Genomic DNA, 18,744 nt, shown 5'->3' with positions numbered 1-18,744 from the left:
TCGTCCGCATGGCACACCGCAAATGTTTCGACGGCGGCGACGGCGCGCTACGCACGCGTTACAGACCGCGCACAGGAACGAAAAGAAGACAGGAAAACTTGCAAGTTTCCCTGTCGATTACATACGCTGGCGCCATGCCGGACCAAAACCAGGAACGCCTCGCCACGGATCTGGGCGCGGCCGTGGGCGTGCTGATGCGACGCCTGCGCGCGGCGTCGCCGCAGGGTGAGCTGAGCCCCACCCAGCGCTCGGTCATCGCCCGGATCGACGCCGACGGGCCGGCCACCACCGCGGCGCTGGCCCGCGCCGAGCTGGTCCGCCCGCAGTCCATGCGGATGACCGTGGGCGCGCTGGAGGACATGGGCGTCCTCGCCCGCAGCCCGCATCCGACCGACGGGCGGCAGGTCGTCTTCTCCCTCACCGAGGAGGGGCGCCGGCTGCTCAAGGCCGCACGCCAGGCCAAGCAGAACTGGCTCGCCGTGACCATCGCGGAACGGCTGACCCCGGAGGAACAGCGCACCCTGACCGCGGCTACCGCGCTGATACGACGGCTGACGCAGGAATGAGCGCGCCGAGCCGTTCGACGAAGCCCGCCGGCCTGGACGGTACACCCGCCGGCGTCCCCCACCGGGCCTTCGGCGCGCGCCTGATGACTCCGCTGCTCCTCGGCTCGCTCCTCAACCCCATCAACTCCACGATGATCGCCACCGCTCTGGTGGCCATCGGGCAGGACTTCCGGGTCGGGCCCGCCGACACCGCCTGGCTGCTCTCCGCGATGTATCTGGCCAGCGCGGTGGGGCAGCCGTCGATGGGGCGGCTCGCCGACCGCGTCGGGCCGCGGCGGGTGTTCGTCGCCGGTGCGCTGATGGTCTGCGCGGCGGGGCTGATCGGGGCGCTGGCCCCCGTCTTCACCCTGCTGATCGTCTCCCGGGTCGTGCTCGGCATCGGCACGGCGGCCGCCTACCCCGCCGCGATGGCGATGCTGCGCGCCGAGTCGCGGCGGACCGGCCGGCCCACGCCCCGCGCCGTTCTGGGCCGGCTCTCGCTCGCCGCGCTGGCGAGCGCCGCCGTCGGCCCCACGCTCGGCGGCCTGCTCGCCGCCACGGCGGGCTGGCGCGCGGTCTTCGCCGTCAATGTGCCGCTGGCGCTGCTGGCTCTGGTCTTCGCGCTGGTGTGGCTGCCGCGCGACGAGAAGTCCACCCGGGACGCCAACGCCGCCCGCGACGAGAGGTCCGGCCGCGACTCCGCCCGCGCCGGCGCCCTCGACCCCCTGGGCATCGCCCTCTTCGCGGCCACGCTCACCACCACGATGTTCTTCCTCAACGACCTCGCGGATCCCCGCTGGTTCCTGCTCGCCCCCGCTGCCGTCCTGGCAGCCGTCCTCGTCTGGTGGCAGCTGCGTCACCCGGCCCCGTTTCTCGACCTCCGCATGCTCGCGGCCAACGGCGGGCTGGTACGCACCTACCTGCGCCACGGCCTCACCTACCTCGTCATCTACTGCGCGCTCTACGGCTTCAGCCAGTGGCTGGAGCAGGTGCACGGCTACTCGTCCTTCCACGCGGGACTGATCATGCTGCCGATGTCCGGCGTGGCCGCCTTCTGCTCGATCGCGGGCGCCCGTACGAAAGGGATCCGCGCGCCACTGACCCTCGCCGCGCTCTGTCTCGCGGCCGGCAGCGCGGTCCTCCTCGTCGTGCACGGCACCAGCCCGCTCCTCGCGCTGCTGTGCGCCGGCGCCCTGCTCGGCATCCCGCAGGGCCTGGCGTCCACCGCCAACCAGGCCGCCGTCTACGCCCAGGCCCCGGCCGACGGCGTCGGCGCGGCCGCCGGGCTCCAGCGCACCGCCCAGTACCTCGGAGCCATCACGGCCTCCGGCCTCATCGGCGTCCTGTACGGACAGCGCGCCTCCGATCCCGGCCTGCACCACATGGCCGCGATCGGGCTCGGCCTCGGCGCGCTCCTCCTCGCCCTCACCCTGACCGACCGCACCCTGCGCGCCGGAAGCCCCGCTGCGGCCACCAACTGACCGCATATCCAAGCCGGTTCACCTCCCTCACGACTCAAGGAGCCCCCGTGCCCGCCACCACCCTCGACGCCCGCACCGCCCTGGTCCTGATCGACCTGCAGAAGGGCATCGCCGCCCTGCCTACCGCCCCGCAACCGTCCGCCGAGGTCATCGAGCGCGGCGCACGCCTGGCCGCCGCCTTCCGCGCCCGCGAGCTGCCCGTCGTCCTGGTGAACGTCACCGGCGGCGCACCGGGCCGCACCGAATCCGGCCCGGGCGGTTTCACCCCGCCCGCCGACTGGGCCGAGCTGGTCCCCGCACTCGACCGGCAGCCCTCCGACATCACCGTCACCAAGCAGCAGTGGGGCGCCTTTTACGGCACCCGCCTCGACCTGGAACTCCGCCGCCGCGGGATCACCCAGGTCGTGCTGGCCGGCATCGCCACCAGCATCGGCGTCGAATCCAGCGCCCGCGCCGCCCACGAGCACGGCTACCACGTCACCGTCGCCACCGACGCGGTCACCGACCTGGACGAGGCGGCGCACCGCAACAGCCTGGAGAAGATCTTCCCGCGGCTGGGCGAGACCGGCACGACGGAGGAGATCATCGGGCTGCTGGGGTGAGTCGGGGTCCGGGGCCTGTCCGGCGGACCGGGGTCGGAAAGGCCGCCGCGATCCGCCGGACCAGGCCTTAGCCCGCACCGCCCGCGGACCGCAGTCGCGCCACGACCCGGAAGCGTTCGGTGACGACGAAGGTCTCGTCACACACCGTGAACTCGGGGTCCCCAAGGAACTCGCGCAGCTCGGCGCCGTGCCAGAACCGCTCGTGCGCGGCCCGCCATTGGGCGACGGACCCGTATCCCTCACCCTCGTCGACGGCATGCCGCAGCCCGACCTCTCCGAGCGGCAGCACCTGCACGTCGGTGATCTCCAGGACGGCGACCCGGCGTTCCTGGGAGTCGAGCAGCGCAGACCGCTCCCCCGGCTTCGGCAGCGGTTCGTTCTCAGCTTCGTATCCTGCGAGCAGCCCCGTCGTCGCCGTCTTCGCGCCGGACAGCACCGCGGCGACCAACTTGTCGCGCAGCGGCCCGGGAAAGGCCAGCTCGAAGGGGGGCAGGTGGTCCGCTGAGGTGGGCATGGGCCCAGCGTACGAGCCGCCTGCCGCCGGAGAGGACCTAGGACGTCGGATGTCCCACCGGTCTGCGCTCGTGCCACCGCAGATCGTCCTGCAGCTGCGCCGCCAACGAGATCAGCCGCGGCTCGCCGTGCGCCGGGCCCAGGAGCTGGGCGCCCAGGGGCAGGCCGTCCTTGCTGAATCCGGCGGGGATGCTGACGCCGGGCCAGCCCAGGACGTTCCAGGGCCAGGCGTAGGGGCAGGCGGCGATCATGGCCTGGTCGGTGCGCCAGCCGTTGAGTTTGGCGAGGGTGCCGATGCGGGGCGGCGGGGTGGCGGTGGTCGGGGTCAGCAGGATGTCGTACGGGCCGAACAGGGCGCCGATGCGGCGTTGTTGGCGCTGTTCGGCGGCGCGGGCGCGGCGCAGGACCGGGCCGCCGAGGATGCGGCCCATGCGGACGGAGCCGCGGGTGCGGGGGTCGAGGAGGGTGCGGTCGGGGACGCGGGCGGCCCATTCGCCGACGCCGGCGGTGGCGCGGGGGACGAAGGAGAGACCGACCAGACCGTAGTCGGGTTCGGCCTCCTCGACGAAGTGGCCCAGCCGGGAGAGGGTGCGGGCCACGCCGGTGACCGCGGCCCGGACGTCCGGGTGCAGCGGTTTGCGGGTGAAGGTGAGGGCCGGTTTCCAGGAGAGGGCGATGCGCAGCCGCCCGGGGTCCCGGCCGGCGGCGGCGTGCGCCGCGATGGCGGGGGGCCGGTGCAGATCGCCCGCGTGGTTGCCGCTCGCGACGTCCAGGAGGAGCGCCGCGTCCTCGACGGTGCGGGCCAGCGGGCCGATGCCGGTGATGCCCTGGAAGGATTCGGCGTCCGGCCAGGTGGAGATGCGGCCGCGCTGCGGTTTGATGCCGATGAGGTGGGACCAGGCGGCGGGGATACGGACCGAGCCCGCGCCGTCGGTGCCGAGCGCGGCCGGTACCAGGCCCGCGGCCACCGCGGCGGCCGAACCGCCGGAGGAGCCGCCGGGGGTGTGGTCGAGGTTCCAGGGGTTGCGGGTGTCGCCGAAGGCCGGGCCCTCGGTGAACGGCCACTGGCCCAGTTCGCAGGCGTTGGTCTTGCCGACGATGATCGCGCCGGCCGCGCGCAGCCGCCGTACGACCTCGGCGTCGTGTTCCTTGGGCGGGAACTCCCCCGCACAGCCGAACGCGGTCGGCTCGCCGGCCACATCCGTGTCGTCCTTGACCGCGACGGGCACCCCGAGCAGCGGCAGCCGTTCGCCGGCGGCCAGCCGGCGGTCGGCTTCCGCGGCCTCGGCGAGCGCCGCCTCGGCCCGTACCCGCCGGAAGGCGTTGACGGTGTTCTGGGTGGCCTCGATGCGCTCCAGGGAACGCCGTACCAGTGCGGTGGAGGTGATCCGCCCCTCGGCCAGCGCCCGCGCCTGTTCGGCGAGCCCTTCCGGTCCTCCGGCCGGCGAACCGGTACGGCGGGACCCGGTTCCGCTGTCCTGGCTCTCGTCAACGCTCACGGTGCGCGCCCTCCCTGGGACCGTTCTCGACGAACGGTCCCAGGAGGTTAGTCGTCACCACCATGGCCAGCAATGACGCCGCGCGGTAGGCCACATGGACGGTACACGGACGGCACAGCGGCCGGTGGTGGCGCGCTCTGCGTCATGGCCGGACCACCATCGCCGAGCCGCCGCCGCGCCGTACCTTTTCGGCCGCCGCCAGCCAGCGTCCGTCCGGCAGCCGCTGGACGCCGGTCGCCGCGCCGATCTCCGGGTTCTGTTTGAAGGTGTGGCCGAGGGCCTCGAGTTGGCCGCGGAGCGGGCTGTTCCACAGGGCCGGTTCGAGCTCGGTGGCCGCCGCGTTGCGCTGGCTGGCGCGCGGCGCGGCGATGGCGTCGACCAGGGGCTGACCGCGGTCCAGGAAGTTCAGCAGGCTCTGCAGGACAGTGGTGATGATGGTGGCGCCGCCGGGTGAACCGAGGGCGACGACCGGCTTGCCGTGCCGCAGGACGATGGTCGGGGAGATGGACGAGCGCGGGCGCTTCCCGGAGCCGGGCAGGTTCGGGTCGTGTACCGCCGGGTCGGCGGGCGCGAAGGAGAAGTCCGTCAGCTCGTTGTTGAGGAGGAAGCCCCGGCCGGGCACGACGATGCCGCTGCCGCCGGTCTGCTCGATGGTGAGGGTGTAGGCGACGACATTGCCCCACTTGTCGGCGACGGTGAGGTGGGTGGTGTTCTCGCCCTCGTACGTGGTCGGGGCGGCCTTGCCGGTGGTGCCGCAGGGCTTGGGGTCGCGCGGGTCGCCGGGGGCGAGCGGGCTGGTCAGGGCCTTGTCGTCGTGGATGAGGCAGGCGCGGGAGTCGGCGAAGCGCTGCGAGGTGAGGCCGTGGGTCGGGACGTCCTCGTACGCCGGGTCGCCGACCCAGCGGCCGCGGTCGGCGAAGGCGATCCGGCTGGCCTCGATATAGCGGTGCAGGTACTGCTTTTCGGTCAGGTGGGAAAGGCCGGTCTTCTCAAGGATGTTGAGCGCCTCGGCGACGCTGGTGCCGCCGGAGGAGGACGGGCCGATGCCGTAGACGTCGAGGCCGCGGTAGGCGGTGCGGGTGGGCGCCTGGCCGAGGGCCTCGTAGCTGCGGAGGTCGTCGGCGGTCAGGTCGCCGGGCCGTACGCGGCGGTCCGATCCCGGGCGTACGGGCGGTGTGCGGACGGTCCGTACGAGATCGCGGCCCAGGTCGCCGGCGTAGAGCGCGCGGACGCCCTTGGCCGCCAACTCCCCGTAGGTGCGCGCCAGATCGGGGTTCTTGAGCGTCGAGCCGACGGCCGGGAGCCTGCCGCCGGGGAGGAAGAGGTCCGCGGTGGCGGGGAAGTCCCGGAAGCGGGCCTCGTTGGCGGCGGTCTGGCGGCGGAAGGTCTCGTCGACGGTGAAGCCGTCCCGGGCGAGTTTCCGGGCGGGCCGGAGCACCTGGCCGAGCGAGCGGCTGCCCCATTTGTGCAGGGCGGTGTCCCAGGTCGCGGGGGTGCCGGGGGTGCCGACGCTCAGGCCGCTGGTGACGGCTTCCTCGAACGGGATCGGTGCCCCGTTCTCCAGGAAGAGGTTCTTGCCGGCGGAGCGCGGGGCGGTCTCCCGGCCGTCGAGGGTGCGTACGGTGCGCGTCTTGGCGTCGTAGTAGACGAAGTAGCCGCCGCCACCGATGCCTGCGGAGTAGGGCTCGGTGACGCCGAGGGCGGCGGCGGTGGCGACCGCGGCGTCCACGGCGTTGCCGCCATTTCTGAGGACGGCTATGCCGGCGGCGGAGGCGTCCGCGTCGACGCTGGCGACCGCCCCGCCGTGGCCGACGGCGACCGGGGTCTTGGTGTTTCCCTGGGGCGGGGGGCCGGGGGGCGGGGTGGAGCGGGCGGCGGCCGGGACCGTCAGCAGGGAGCCGGCCAGCGCGGCGGCGGCCCCCAGGACGGTGAGACGTCGGACGTGGGACATACCGGATTGACCTCCAAGGCGTGCGCGGCGGGAGGCGACAGGGGCCCGGAGCCTACTCGCGGAGGCATCGCCTCGGCAGAGGGCATAGCGGGGCAAGCCGCCCCATCCCCCGGGCCGCCCTCGAACGCACACCCGGGCAGCCGCTACGCTCGCCCGCCATGGACGACACCCTGCTGCTCCTGACCGTGGCGGTCGCGGCCCTCGTGGTGGGCCTGGCGGCCGGCTGGGCCGTGCAATCGGCGGCGGCCCGCCGGAAGCTGACCCGCGAGCAAGACTTCTTCGGGCTGCCGGACGGTTCGGAGTGCGTGCTGGTCACGCACCGCGACAACTCCTCGGCCCACTGGAGCATCCCGCGTCATGACGCGATGGCGCTGCTCGGGCTGGCCGGGGTGATCGAGAACTGCGGTGCGCACCCGGAGGTCGCGCCGCACGACACCGGGCTGCAGGGTTTCGGCGCGCGCACCGAGTTCTGCGTCGGCGACCCGACCGCGCACCGCCGGCTGGCGGCCCATATGGCCAATCTGCTGCCGGGCGTCGCGGTGCACCCGGGCGACGAGTCCGGCGCGGGCCGCGGCACGTTCACGATCGGCGGCACGGCGTACCGGATGGAGCCGGGTGCGGTCGAGTACGTCCTGCTGGCGCGGCTGACGGCCGGTGAGGGCGACCGGCCGGTGTTCCTGGCGGCCGGTCAGCGGCCGGTCACCCACCGGGCCGCGGTACGGCACCTCGTACGCAACCGGGCCAAGCTGGCCCGTAAGCACGGCACCGGGGGCCAGTTCGCGCTGCTGCTGAAGGTCGTGAACTCGCAGGCGTACGGGCCCGACGTCGTCGAGCTGGTCGCGGATGTCACCAAGGCCGCGACCTCGCCCGCCGAGCCGAAGGGCCACCGGGCGGCGGCCTGAGGCAGGCGGCGCCCCGAGGCGTCCACCGGCCCGGCGCACTCGGCGGGCGGCGGCCCACAGGATCTGCGAGGCTCGGGGCATGATCGCCCGCCTGCGCGCCGCCCTCCTGCACTGGACCGGTGCGGTGCCGGTCCTGGCGGTCGTGCTCCTGGCGCTGACGTGGGGGGCGACCCTGCCGGTCGCCCTGGTCGTGCTGGTCTCGTGTTTTCTGGCCGCGGCCGTGCTGGCCGCGGTGCATCACGCCGAGGTGATCGCGCACCGGGTGGGCGAGCCGTTCGGGTCCCTCGTCCTGGCGGTCGCGGTGACGATCATCGAGGTGGCGCTGATCGTCACCCTGATGGCCGACGGCGGCGACAAGGCCGCCTCGCTGGCCCGGGACACCGTCTTCGCCGCGGTGATGATCACCTGCAACGGCATCGTCGGCCTGTGTCTGCTGGTGGGTGCCCTCAAACGCGGGGTGGCCGTCTTCAACTCCGAGGGCACCGGCGCCGCCCTGGCGACGGTGGCGACGCTGTCCGGCCTCAGCCTGGTCCTGCCGAACTTCACCACGACCACCCCCGGGCCGCGGTTCTCCACCCCGCAACTGGTCTTCGCCGCGATCGCCGCACTGGTGCTGTACGGCATGTTCGTGACCACCCAGACCCTGCGGCACCGGGACTACTTCCTCCCCGTGACCTCGTCCGGCGAGGTGATCGACACCGAGGACCATGCCCGTCCCCCGTCCCGGCGGGCCGCGCTGACCAGCCTCGGGCTGCTGGCGCTGGCGCTGATCGCGGTGGTCGGGCTGGCCAAGGGGGTCTCACCGGCCGTCGAGTCCGGCGTGGCCGCGGCGGGCCTGCCCGCCTCCGTCGTCGGCATCGTCATCGCCCTGCTGGTGCTGCTGCCGGAAACCATCGCCGCCGTGCGGGCCGCCCGCCGGGACCGCGTCCAGACCAGCCTCAACCTCGGCCTCGGCTCGGCGATGGCCAGCATCGGCCTCACCATCCCCGCGGTCGCGGTCGCCTCCGTCTGGCTGGCGGGCCCGCTCTATCTGGGCCTGGGCGCCACCCACATGGTGCTGCTCGCGCTGACCATCATGGTGGGCACCCTGACGGTGATCCCCGGCCGCGCCACCCCCTTGCAGGGCGGGGTCCATCTCGCCCTGCTGGCGGCGTACATCGTGCTGGCGGTCAGTCCCTGATGTCGTGGGGATACGTCCCCGATTCTCTGGGCGTCCCCGATTTCCCGGGCGTACGCCCCCGCCGCCGGTCCGCCGGTCCCGGGACCGGGTGACGAGCGTCACCCGGGGTGAGAGAACCGGAACGCCGCTTGATGGTTTACCGTTCAATCGGAGGTTCTACGGAAACCGAATTCCGAACGCCTCCCCCGCAAACCGCCCCGGCCTGATTCCCCCGTTCGGCCGGGGCCGCCCCGGCCGAATTCCCCCGTTCGGCCGGGGCCTCCCTTTTTCCCGCCCCTCCCTGCCGGCACACGGGCGCGCCGCGCCCCAGCACTCACCTCAGGTGCGATGCCCCGTTGACATCCAGCACCGCGCCGGAGGACCAGACCGCCTCGGGCGAGGCGAGGTAGTGGACGGCGGCGGCCACGTCCTGCGGTGTGGCGACCCGGCCGAACGGGCTCTGCTGCCGGACCTCGTCGGTGATCCGGTCCGCGACCCGCTCGGTGCCCACGAAACCGGGCGCCACCGAGGCGACGGCGATCCCGTACGGCGCCAGATGGACCGCCAGCGACTGACCCATGGCATGCAGCGCCGCCTTGGACGCCCCGTACGCCGGATGGTCCGGCTCGCCCCGGAACGCGCCCCGCGATCCGATGTTGACGATCCGGCCCGCCACCTCCCGCTCGATCATGTTCCGCGCCGCGCAGTAGCAGAGGTGCGCCGCCCCCAGCAGATTCACGTCCACGATCTCCCGCCAGGCGCGCTGCCACTCCTCGAACGACGTCCGGTCCAGCGGGTGCGCCACATTCGCCGCGGCATTGTTGACCAGCACATCGATCCCGCCGAGCCCGTCCACCGCCGCCTCGACGATCGCGGCCGCGCCGTCCGGCGTCGCCGCATCCCCCTGCACCAGGACGTGCCCGCTCCCCGCCAGCGCCGCAAAGGCCTCCTCCGCCGCCTCCCGGCGCGATGCGTAGTGCAGCGCCACCCGGTCCCCGGCCGCGGCGAACCGCTCCGCCACCGCCCGGCCGATCCCCCGCGAGGCCCCCGTCACCAGCACCGCCCGGCTCATGCGCGCTCACCCTCACCCTGCTCGCCCGTGCTTGATCACCGCAATCGTACGCAGTGGCAGGGGCCGCTTCCGGGGCGGGCGAGGGGCGGGCGGCCGCGCGGCTGGCTACTGTGCACGGATGTCTGCGGAACCGGAATTCGGACCCGATCCACTCGGCCGAGTCGGCCAACTCCCCCTCCCCGTCGCCGCGGAGGGGACGGTTGCCGTTCCCGTCCCCGGCCTGCGCTATGTCGCCGACTGGCTCGCCCCGGAGGCGTGCGGTGTGCTGCTCGCCCGTATCGACGCCGGCGCATGGTCGACGGAGCTGAAACGGCGGGTGCAGCACTACGGGCGGCGGTACGACTACGGGCGGCGCAGCGTGGCGGCGGATGCGCGGGCCGCGGCCGCGCCGCCGGTTCCCTCATGGCTGCGGGACCTTGCCGCGCGGCTGGCCGGCGAAGAGGTGATGGACCGTCAGGCGGATCAGGTCATCGTCAACGAATACCGGCCGGGGCAGGGCATCAGTGCCCATGTGGACTGTGTGCCGTGCTTCGGTCCGGTGGTGGCGGCGGTGTCGCTGGGGTCCCGGTGTGTCATGGACTTCAGCGATCCCGGGACCGGCGCGAAGGTGGCGGTGCCGCTCGCCCCGGGCAGTCTGTGCGTGATGACGGGACCGGCCCGGTTCACCTGGCGGCATGCCATCGCCGCGCGCAAGAGCGACCCGGGTCCGGCGGGCGGCCGGGTGCCGCGGGAGCGGCGGGTGTCGGTGACGTTCCGTACGCTGGGGGAGCCCGGCTCTCCCCGCTAGACCGGGCTTTCACCGGCCCGGCTGCCCGCCTCCGGACGGCGGCGTAGGGTCTCTGCCCATGCCCTTCCACCACAACGACCACTACCACCGGCTGCTGTTACGCCACTTGCCCGCCGCATGCGGTACGGCGCTCGATGTGGGGTGCGGGACCGGCCGGTTCGCGCGCCGCCTCGCCCGGCGCGGGATCGAGGTGCACGCCGTCGATCCGTCCGGGGAGGCCATCGCGGCAGCTCGCAGCGCTTCGGCGCAGACGACGGGGGAGGCAGGCACTGCGGGGACTGCCGGGACCGCGGACGTCCTCCTCCCCCGCTACGAGCACGCCGATATCACCGCACTCCAACTACCCGTCGGCCACTACGACTTCATCTCCTGCCTGGCGAGCATCCATCACATGCCGTTCGACACGGTCGCCACCCTGCGCACGGCACTCGCACCCGGTGGCGTACTGGTCATTCTGGGCTGCTATCCGGAGCAGACTCCCGCTGACTGGGCCTGGGGCCTGGCCGCCTCGCCGGTGAACGCGGCCGCCAGGCTGGCCGTCGCCGCTGCGGATCGGCTCGGCGGACGGCGGCCGCCCGCGGTGCAGGCACCGATCAAGGAACCGGCCGTACCTCTGCGCCGGATCCGCCGGGAGGCCGCGATACTGCTTCCCGGATGCAGCATCCGCCGACTGCTCTTCTGGCGCTATCTGCTGGTCTTCCGCAAGGACCTCTGACCGCGGCGCATTCACCCGTGTCTCCTCCTCGGCATGCGGCACCGGCGGCAGCGGCATGGAATACGGATTGTCCGATGCGGTCCGTCGTGCCGCCCCTTCTCCAGGGCGACATGAAGGATCCGCCCCAGGCCGCAGCCGGTCAGGGCTGTCCGGCGGATCATGGCCGGCTGTGCACGTCCGCACCCCCGTCGCCGAGACCAACAGCCCGCCCGGCACCGAGCCCCGGGGCACCTGGCACCGCTATGCGCAACGGGTGGAGCGCCGCCCGTGGGCGACCGGCGGGCCTTCGATCTCATGACCGCGGCGTTCGGTCCCGGCTCCAACGGGCCGTTGACGCTGGTCATCGACCAGACGGACGTTCCGCAGCAGGACCGTTCCGCGCTGGCGGCAGGAGCCGCCAAGGCGCTCACCGGTGTGCCGGACGCGGCCCCGCCTCAGGGACGAGGTCCTGCCCCGGGCCGCACGGGGAACGGACGCGCACGGCTATGTCACGGGCACGACCGCCGCCCAGGTGGACTTCCTCGACATCGTCGCCGCCCGCCTTCCGCTGATCATCGCCGTCGTCGTCGGCCTGGCCTTCCTCGTCATCCTGATCGTCTTCCGGGGAGTGCTGGTCGCCGTCAAGGCCGCGGTGCTCAATGTGCTGTCGATCGCGGCCTCGTACGGGGTGGTCGTGGCCGTCTTCCAGTGGGGGTGGGGCGGCCCTGCGCTCGGCGTCTCCGGCACCGTCCCCATCGAGAGCTATGTGCCCATGATGATGTTCGCGATCATCTTCGGCCTGAGCATGGACTACGAGATCTTTCTGCTCTCCCGGGTGCACGAGGCCTGGCTGCGCACCGGCGATGCCAAGGCGAGCGTGGCACACGCCCTGGAGATCACGGCCCGGGAGATCACCTGCGCCGCGCTGATCATGGTGAGCGTGTTCGCCGCCTTCATCGTCAGCGACACCATCGTCGTCGAGATGCTCGGCCTGGGCCTGGCGGTGAGCGTGCTGATCGATGCCACGGTCGTCCGGCTGCTGCTGGTCCCGGCGGTGCTGACCCTGCTCGGCCGGTCCGCCTGGTGGACACCGCACTGGCTGGACCGGCTCCTGCCCCGGCTGTCCCCGGAGGGCACGGCGGACGCCGAGCCTGCCGGGAACACCGTCCGGCGGGAACACTGACCGGCCCTGCCGCGTTGTGGGATGCAAGGGGCGCACGCTCCCCCTAGGGGATCCGTTCGAACGCCCCCTAGGGGTTCCCGCCACAGCCGCCGCCCAAGGTCCCGCCTGGCCACCGCCCCGGTATCCCCCGATCATCGACATATGGCCCGGAATATGGTGCCGACCGCCGAGTCCGGCTTCCTCCCGTACCCCGAGATCCGGCCGATGCTGGCCACCGTCGGCCCACTGCCCGCCGAGCACGAGCAGGCGGCCTGGGCGTTCGAGGCCAAATGGGACGGTGCGCGCTGCATCGTCAGCACGCCGGGCGACGGTACGGTCCGGCTGGTCACCCGGGCGGGCAATGAGGCAACCACGACCTATCCGGAGCTTGCGCCGCTGGGCGATCAGTTGCGCGGGCGGCCCGCGGTGCTGGACGGCGAGGTCGTGGTGCTCGATGCGCGGGGACGGCCCGACTTCGGGCTGCTGCAGCGCCGGATGGGTGTGGTGAATCCGCGCCGCACGGCCCGGCTGGCCATGGAGTACCCGGTGCACCTCGTTCTCTTCGACGTGATGTATCTGGGCCGCTCGGTGCTCGGCGCGCCGTATTACGAGCGGCGCGGGATGCTGTCGCAGCTGGGGCTGCGCGGCCCCAACTGGTCGGTGCCGGGCTATGTGGAGGGCCAGGGGCAGCAGGCGTGGGAGGCGTCGCTGCGGGGCGGCATCGAGGGCGTGGTGGCGAAGAGGCTGACCTCGCCGTACACACCGGGCGTCCGGTCACCCGAGTGGCGCAAGACCAAGCATCTGGTGACGCTCGATGTGGTCATCGGCGGCTGGACGGAGGGACACGGCAGCCTCACCGGGCTTCCCGGCGCCGTCCTGGCGGGCGTCGGGGAGGCGAGCGGGCTGCGGTACGTCGGCTCCGTGGGCTCGGGCCTGTCCGACCGGGAGCGGCGGGACCTCGCGCAGTATCTGGGGGTGATCCCGCTGGGCCACTCCCCCTTCATCAACCCTGTCGATGTGACGGGCGCCCACTGGGCCGAGCCCCGGCTCATCGCCGAGATCACCTTCACCGGCTGGACGTCGGCGGGACGGCTGCGGCACCCGATCTGGCACCGGCTGCGGCCCGATCTGACCCGCCTGGGCTGACGTCGCGTCACTTTTCCTGGCGCATCGCACCATGGCGGTTCGCCGCCGCGAGGCAGGGACGGCTGCCCCTCGGCCGCTCTTCCCGCCCGGGCGCCTTACGGGCTGCAGAACCCGGCGGCGGCGATCGACCCGCCGTCGTTCTCGTCATCCGTGCCCAGGATCCCCTCCCGCGATCCCGGCAGACAGGCGAGCGCCTCCACCTTGTGCCCGGAGAACGTGGCGAGCCGGTGCGGCGCGTCGGACACGGACACCTCGGCGTCTCGGCCGTCGCCGACGGAGACACGGCCGATGCCGTAGAGCGCGGAGTCGTAGGGGCCGTCGTCCCCGGGGTCCGAGGCGGACGACACCGTCAGTTCACCGGAGGCCGAGATCTTCACATCCGAGATGTGCCGGACGTCCTTGTGCGGATACGGCGCGCTGAATTCCGCGGAATCGCGCTCACCGAAGGCGTTGCTGGCCGGGTCCCATTTCGCGGTGGTCAGCCGTGCGGGCCGGTCGTCCTGTCCGCGGTCCGCCCAGACGGCGATGATTCCGTCCTCCGTGGCGGACAGCGCGAATCCCTCGTAGTTGGCGTCCGGGGAAATCCCGGGCAACGGGAAAGTACTGACAATGCGCGCGGTGCCCTTGTCCACGTGAATGCGGTACGCCGTGCCACGGCTGGCCAGGGCCACGTACTCGTGGCTCCGGCCGGGCACGGCGTCGAGCGCCTCCAGGTCGACGGGCAGTTCCCCGCTCCACCGCACCGGCCGCACGCGCGGCGCCGCGCCCGGACGGTAACGCACTGCAACCAAACGGCTCTCTCCGGGGTTCTTATTGTCACGGACGGCAAGAGTGTCGAGGGCGGAGCCGCCCCGGCCGTCGACCACGATTCCACTGATTCCGGAGGTGATGCCCTCGCCCACCCGCTGCCAGTCGACCGCATCCGCGGCGTGTGCGGCGGCCATGGGCACGAGGAGAGCGGCGCCGGCTATGGCGACGCCGAATACTTTCTTGATCATCGGCCGATGATAGGTGCGGGTCCCGGGTTACCGGCGAGTGGCGATTATGCCCTTCACAAAAAATCCCTTTCCTGCGCCCACCGCATACTGCTCACCGTCACATGCAATCCCTGATAACGCTATTCCCGGACATACCTCTTTGCGCCGGACTGCGTGACAAAAGCGCCGGCCGGGAAGGCCGGCGGCAGCCACACGGGACAACAAGCCACCGAGGAGCACCAATGCCGCAGTCCGACCGGCCCCGAAACGCCGATGCCTATGCCCAATTGGGCAGGAAGCCTTTCAAGCGCTCCAAGAGCCATTTCGCCGACCGCATCACCGCGGACGGCCGGGACGGCTGGCCCGTGGAGCCCGGCCGCTACCGCCTCGTCGCCAGCCGTGCCTGCCCCTGGGCGAGCCGGGCGCTGATCTCGCGGCGGCTGCTCGGCCTGGAGGAAGCGCTGTCGCTCGCCGTCGCCGACCCCATCCAGGACGACGCCGGCTGGCGCTTCACGCTGGATCCGGGCGGCCGCGATCCCGTACTGGGAATCCGCCATCTCCGCGAGGCCTACGACGCCCGCGAGAAGGACTACCCCGGCGGGGTGAGCGTCCCCGCCATCGTGGACGTGCCCAGCGGACGGCTGGTCACCAATGACTACCAGCGGATCACCCTGGACCTGGCGACCGAATGGACGGCGCTGCACCGCCCCGGCGCGCCGGACCTCTATCCCGAGCCGTTGCGGGCGGAGATCGACGAGGTGATGGCCGGCGTCTACCGCGATGTCAACAACGGGGTGTACCGCGCCGGTTTCGCCACCGGGCAGGCCGAGTACGACGAGGCCTGCCGCGACGTCTTCCGGCGCCTGGACCTGCTGTCCGACCGGCTGGCCGGCCGTCGTTACCTGGTGGGCGACACCCTCACCGAGGCCGATATCCGCCTGTTCACCACACTGGTCCGCTTCGACGCCGTCTACCACAGCCACTTCAAGTGCAACCGCTTCAAACTGGCCGAGGACCCGGTGCTGTGGTCGTACGCCAAGGATCTCTACCAGACGCCGGGCTTCGGCGACACCGTCGACTTCCACCACATCAAACAGCACTACTACCGGATGCACACCGGCATCAATCCCACCAAGATCGTCCCGCTCGGCCCGGACCTCGCCGGCTGGCTCACACCGCACCACCGGGAGGAGCTGGGCGGGCGGCCGTACGGGGACGGGACACCCCCGGGGCCGGTCCCGGAGGGCGAGGAAGTACCCGCGTCGGGGCGCCCGGAAAGCCCACCGGTGTAGCGCATGGGCACCTCCCGGAATGCCTGCAGGGCCGGCGGTGAGTGATCAGCAGTGGCAGGCACCGGGTTCGGGCGAGCGGATGGGCAGGAAGTGCACGGCGGCGCCGTCGACGCCCGCCCCGCTCACCCCATCCGTCCCACGGGGCCCCCTCTCCCGTCACTCCCCTCCCTCACTCCCACCCGCGCGTCCGGCGTTCTGCTCGAGCCAGCGGCTGTGCGCCTCCCAGGCGGCCTGCTTGCTCATCCCCAGTGCCGCGCCGACCTGCGACCAGGAGGCACCCGCGGCGCGTGCGGAGCGCACCGAGAGCTGCCGTCCGTACGCCGCCTTGCGTGCGATCACCTCGCCGAGGGCCAGCATCTCCAACACCTCGTCCCGGGAGAGCGGTTGGACATCGGGGTCCGGGGCGAGGGAGTCCCGCAGCCGGAGCGCGTCATAGCGCGCCGTGGCGGTCAGCAGGGTGAAGTGCCCCTCGAGGCTTTCGGGAGTCAGCATGCCCCCAGGCTCCTGTCATGCAGCCCTGACGTCAAGTGGACATGACGCGGCGGACGAGCACGGCGGGCAAACGTGGCAACAGGCAGTCAGACGTGACACATCGACGTTACCCATCCGTAACCTACCGACGGGTTACCAGCGGTAAGTCATCGACCTTACTCTCCAGTCAACTCGAGCCCCGTACGCCCCACCTGTCTGCGGACAGCGTGCGCGTGGCTCGCATCGAGACCTGGAGCAGAGACGATGACGCCCGAGAAGATGACGCCGGAGCAGAAGGCGCTGGAGAACAAGACGTCGGCGAAGACGGCGTCCGCGATGACGATGCCGGTGAAGAAGACGCCCTCGCGCACGACCTTGCGCGCCGCGATCGGCACCGTCTCCGCGGCGGTGCTCGCCACCACCGCGCTCACCGGTTCCCCGGCCACCGCCCAGGCCACGACGGCGGATTCGGCGGCCGCGTCCCCCGCGCCCCCGGTGAAGTTCGTCGACATCAAGGGCGACGGCGGTATCACTCTCAAGGCGAATGTCTTCACCCCGGCCGGTGCCGACGGGACCCGGCGGTACCCGGTGATCGTGCTGCCCACGAGCTGGGGCATGCCCCAGGTCGAATACATGGCGCAGGCCAGCAAACTGGCCGATGCCGGCTATGTGGTCGTCGGATACAACTCACGCGGCTTCTGGCAGTCGGGCGGCCAGATCGAGACCGCCGGGCCGCAGGACATCGCCGACGCGTCGAAGGTCATCGACTGGGCGCTGGCCCACACGCCCGCCGATCCGCACAAGGTCGGCATGGGCGGGGTCTCGTACGGGGCCGGAATCAGTCTGCTGGCGTCCGCGTTCGACAAGCGGATCAAGGCGGTTGCGGCGCTCAGCGGCTGGGGCGACCTGATCAACTCCATCTACAGCGGCCGTACCCAGCATGTCCAGGCCGCGGCGATGCTCGGCGGCGCGGGCGCACTGACCGGACGCCCCAGCCCCGAACTCCAGGAGATCCTCAAGAACTTCATGACGTCCAACCTGGCCAAGGAGAAGGAGATGATCGCGTGGGGGAAGAAGCGCTCCCCCGCGACCTATCTCGACAAGATCAATGCCAATGGCGCGGCGATCATGCTCGGCAATGCCTGGGGCGATTCGCTGTTCCCGCCCAACCAGTACGCCGCCTTCTACGAGAAGCTGAAGGGCCCGAAGCGGCTGGAGTTCCGGCCCGGCGACCATGCGACGGCCGAGGCCACCGGGCTCTTCGGGCTGCCCAACGACACCTGGACGAACACCAAGCGGTGGTTCGACCACTATCTGAAGGGCGCGGACAACGGCATCGACCGGGAGTCGCCGGTACTGCTCAAGTCCCGCTCCACCGGCGCCTACGAGGGCTACCAGAGCTGGAAGGACGTCCCGTCCGCGCACCGGAGGATCGAGCTGGGCGGCAGCCGGCAGATCCACACCAACCTGGACTCCGGTGCGGACGGCGGGCTGATCTTCCTCTCCAGCATGCTGGACCAGTTCTTCCGGCTGCCGCCGATGGCGTCGATCCCGCTGCTGCCGCGCCCGCTGGCCGCTGTCTGGCAGTCCGAGCGCTACGAGGCCGGGCAACGGGTGCGCGGGACCACCCGGCTGCACACCACCGTGACCAGCACCGCCGAGAGCGGCACCGCCATTGCCTACCTCTACGACGTCGGCCCGCTCGGCCTCGGCAAACTGGTCACCCACGCCCCGTTCACCTTCCACGGCAAGACCCCCGGCAAGCCCTTCGGCGTGGACCTGGACCTCTTCTCCACCGCCTACGACGTTCCGGCCGGTCACCGCCTCGCGGTGGTCGTGGACACCGTCGACCCGCTGTACATCGAGCACAACCCGCTGGGCGCCCGGCTGACGTTCTCCTCCCCGGCGGACGATCCGTCGTATGTGTCGGTGCCGGTGCGCGACTGACGGTCGTACGACGTCCCACGTCCTACGCCCCCAGGCGTACGCCCCGGGCCCGAGGTGGCGGGAGCGCATGATCAGTAGCCTCCCGCCGTGGCTACTTTTCCACCGGCACGCGAGGCCGGGCAGCGGAAGCGGGACGCCCTGCGGCGACTGGAGACGGACGAGGACGCGTGGGTGTCCTCGGCGTCCGCGGACGGCGCGCCCTGTCTCGTACCGCTGTCCTTCGTCTGGCACGGGGAGCGGCTGCTGATGGCCACCAAGTCGGCCAACCCCACCGCCCGCAACCTCCGGGACAACGGCGTATGCCGGATCGCCCTGGGCCCCACCCGGGATGTGGTGCTCCTGGACTGCACGGCCGAGGTCATCGGGTCCGACGGCCTGCCGGACGCGGCGGGCCAGGCATTCGCCGAGAAGCTGGGCTGGGATCCACGGGGCCACCCCGCCTGGGTCTTTCTCTCGTTCCGGCCGCAGCGGGTCCTGGCCTGGCGCGAGGAGAACGAGCTGGCGGGCCGGGAGCTGATGCGGGAGGGGGTCTGGGCGGTGTGAG

At 72.2% G+C, this 18,744-nt stretch carries 17 protein-coding genes and 1 pseudogene; 12 read left to right on the top strand and 6 right to left on the bottom strand.

Annotation, left to right across the window (positions count from 1 at the left end):
• Positions 1-134 precede the first annotated feature (134 nt).
• From ADL29_RS14515 to ADL29_RS14505, 3 genes are read left to right on the top strand one after another with little or no spacing between them, the layout of a single operon-like run.
• Positions 135-566: a MarR family winged helix-turn-helix transcriptional regulator gene (locus ADL29_RS14515; protein WP_053924077.1), complete on the top strand. Its 432-nt coding sequence runs from the start codon at positions 135-137 to the stop codon at positions 564-566.
• Entirely contained in the window at positions 563-2,026 is a 1,464-nt protein-coding gene (locus ADL29_RS14510; protein WP_078970998.1) for an MFS transporter, read from the top strand. Before ADL29_RS14515 ends, ADL29_RS14510 begins: the two co-directional genes overlap by 4 nt.
• A 47-nt stretch (positions 2,027-2,073) precedes the next feature.
• Positions 2,074-2,628: an isochorismatase family protein gene (locus tag ADL29_RS14505; protein ID WP_053924076.1), complete on the top strand. Its 555-nt coding sequence runs from the start codon at positions 2,074-2,076 to the stop codon at positions 2,626-2,628.
• A 67-nt stretch (positions 2,629-2,695) separates the two neighbouring features.
• Here the strand turns inward: ADL29_RS14505 and ADL29_RS14500 are convergent, their stop codons facing one another.
• The 3 genes from ADL29_RS14500 to ggt form a co-directional block, all read right to left on the bottom strand.
• Positions 2,696-3,142 carry an ASCH domain-containing protein gene (locus ADL29_RS14500; protein ID WP_053924075.1) on the bottom strand — a complete coding sequence of 149 codons (447 nt, stop codon included), beginning with the start codon at positions 3,140-3,142 and terminating at the stop codon, positions 2,696-2,698.
• A gap of 37 nt (positions 3,143-3,179) precedes the next feature.
• Complete coding sequence (locus ADL29_RS14495) at positions 3,180-4,640, bottom strand: amidase (protein WP_053924074.1); 1,461 nt, start codon at positions 4,638-4,640, stop codon at positions 3,180-3,182.
• A gap of 142 nt (positions 4,641-4,782) precedes the next feature.
• Positions 4,783-6,591: a gamma-glutamyltransferase gene (gene ggt / locus ADL29_RS14490; protein ID WP_053924073.1), complete on the bottom strand. Its 1,809-nt coding sequence runs from the start codon at positions 6,589-6,591 to the stop codon at positions 4,783-4,785.
• A 158-nt stretch (positions 6,592-6,749) separates the two neighbouring features.
• Between ggt and ADL29_RS14485 the strand changes: the two genes are divergently transcribed.
• Positions 6,750-7,493, top strand: a complete 744-nt coding sequence (locus tag ADL29_RS14485) for a hypothetical protein (RefSeq protein WP_046925286.1) — start codon at positions 6,750-6,752, stop codon at positions 7,491-7,493.
• A 79-nt stretch (positions 7,494-7,572) separates the two neighbouring features.
• Positions 7,573-8,673 (top strand): calcium:cation antiporter, encoded by a 1,101-nt coding sequence (locus tag ADL29_RS14480; RefSeq protein WP_053924072.1) that lies wholly within the window; start codon positions 7,573-7,575, stop codon positions 8,671-8,673.
• Between the two features lie 313 nt (positions 8,674-8,986).
• Here the strand turns inward: ADL29_RS14480 and ADL29_RS14475 are convergent, their stop codons facing one another.
• Complete coding sequence (locus ADL29_RS14475) at positions 8,987-9,724, bottom strand: SDR family NAD(P)-dependent oxidoreductase (RefSeq protein ID WP_053924071.1); 738 nt, start codon at positions 9,722-9,724, stop codon at positions 8,987-8,989.
• A 118-nt stretch (positions 9,725-9,842) separates the two neighbouring features.
• Between ADL29_RS14475 and ADL29_RS14470 the strand changes: the two genes are divergently transcribed.
• The 4 genes and pseudogenes from ADL29_RS14470 (at position 9,843) to ligD (ending at position 13,513) form a co-directional block, all read left to right on the top strand.
• Positions 9,843-10,511: an alpha-ketoglutarate-dependent dioxygenase AlkB gene (locus tag ADL29_RS14470; RefSeq protein ID WP_078970997.1), complete on the top strand. Its 669-nt coding sequence runs from the start codon at positions 9,843-9,845 to the stop codon at positions 10,509-10,511.
• A 58-nt stretch (positions 10,512-10,569) separates the two neighbouring features.
• Positions 10,570-11,226: a class I SAM-dependent methyltransferase gene (locus tag ADL29_RS14465; RefSeq protein ID WP_053924070.1), complete on the top strand. Its 657-nt coding sequence runs from the start codon at positions 10,570-10,572 to the stop codon at positions 11,224-11,226.
• A gap of 142 nt (positions 11,227-11,368) precedes the next feature.
• Positions 11,369-12,388: pseudogene (locus tag ADL29_RS14460) on the top strand (MMPL family transporter); the annotation flags it as partial.
• A gap of 153 nt (positions 12,389-12,541) precedes the next feature.
• Positions 12,542-13,513: a non-homologous end-joining DNA ligase gene (gene ligD, locus ADL29_RS14455; protein WP_053924068.1), complete on the top strand. Its 972-nt coding sequence runs from the start codon at positions 12,542-12,544 to the stop codon at positions 13,511-13,513.
• 95 nt (positions 13,514-13,608) lie between these two features.
• Here ligD and ADL29_RS14450 read toward each other — a convergent pair whose 3' ends face one another.
• A complete protein-coding gene (locus ADL29_RS14450) occupies positions 13,609-14,511 on the bottom strand; it encodes a hypothetical protein (protein WP_053924067.1) in 903 nt (300 codons plus the stop codon).
• Between the two features lie 221 nt (positions 14,512-14,732).
• On the opposite strand from ADL29_RS14450, the gene ADL29_RS14445 reads away from it, so the two are divergent.
• Positions 14,733-15,782, top strand: a complete 1,050-nt coding sequence (locus tag ADL29_RS14445) for a glutathione S-transferase family protein (protein ID WP_053924066.1) — start codon at positions 14,733-14,735, stop codon at positions 15,780-15,782.
• 156 nt (positions 15,783-15,938) lie between these two features.
• Here the strand turns inward: ADL29_RS14445 and ADL29_RS14440 are convergent, their stop codons facing one another.
• A complete protein-coding gene (locus ADL29_RS14440) occupies positions 15,939-16,274 on the bottom strand; it encodes a hypothetical protein (protein WP_053924065.1) in 336 nt (111 codons plus the stop codon).
• 321 nt (positions 16,275-16,595) lie between these two features.
• Between ADL29_RS14440 and ADL29_RS14435 the strand changes: the two genes are divergently transcribed.
• Both ADL29_RS14435 and ADL29_RS14430 read left to right on the top strand, forming a co-directional pair.
• Positions 16,596-18,200, top strand: coding sequence for an alpha/beta fold hydrolase (locus tag ADL29_RS14435; RefSeq protein ID WP_053924125.1), 1,605 nt, complete (start codon positions 16,596-16,598; stop codon positions 18,198-18,200).
• 87 nt (positions 18,201-18,287) lie between these two features.
• Complete coding sequence (locus tag ADL29_RS14430) at positions 18,288-18,743, top strand: pyridoxamine 5'-phosphate oxidase family protein (RefSeq protein WP_053924064.1); 456 nt, start codon at positions 18,288-18,290, stop codon at positions 18,741-18,743.
• The last annotated feature ends 1 nt before the right edge of the window (position 18,744 follow it).

Origin of the sequence: Streptomyces chattanoogensis, assembly GCF_001294335.1 — a bacterium.
In the GTDB taxonomy this organism is placed as follows: domain Bacteria; phylum Actinomycetota; class Actinomycetes; order Streptomycetales; family Streptomycetaceae; genus Streptomyces; species Streptomyces chattanoogensis.
The sequence above is the reverse complement of the archived record's forward strand: the minus strand, read 5'-3'. Positions and strand labels throughout refer to the sequence as shown.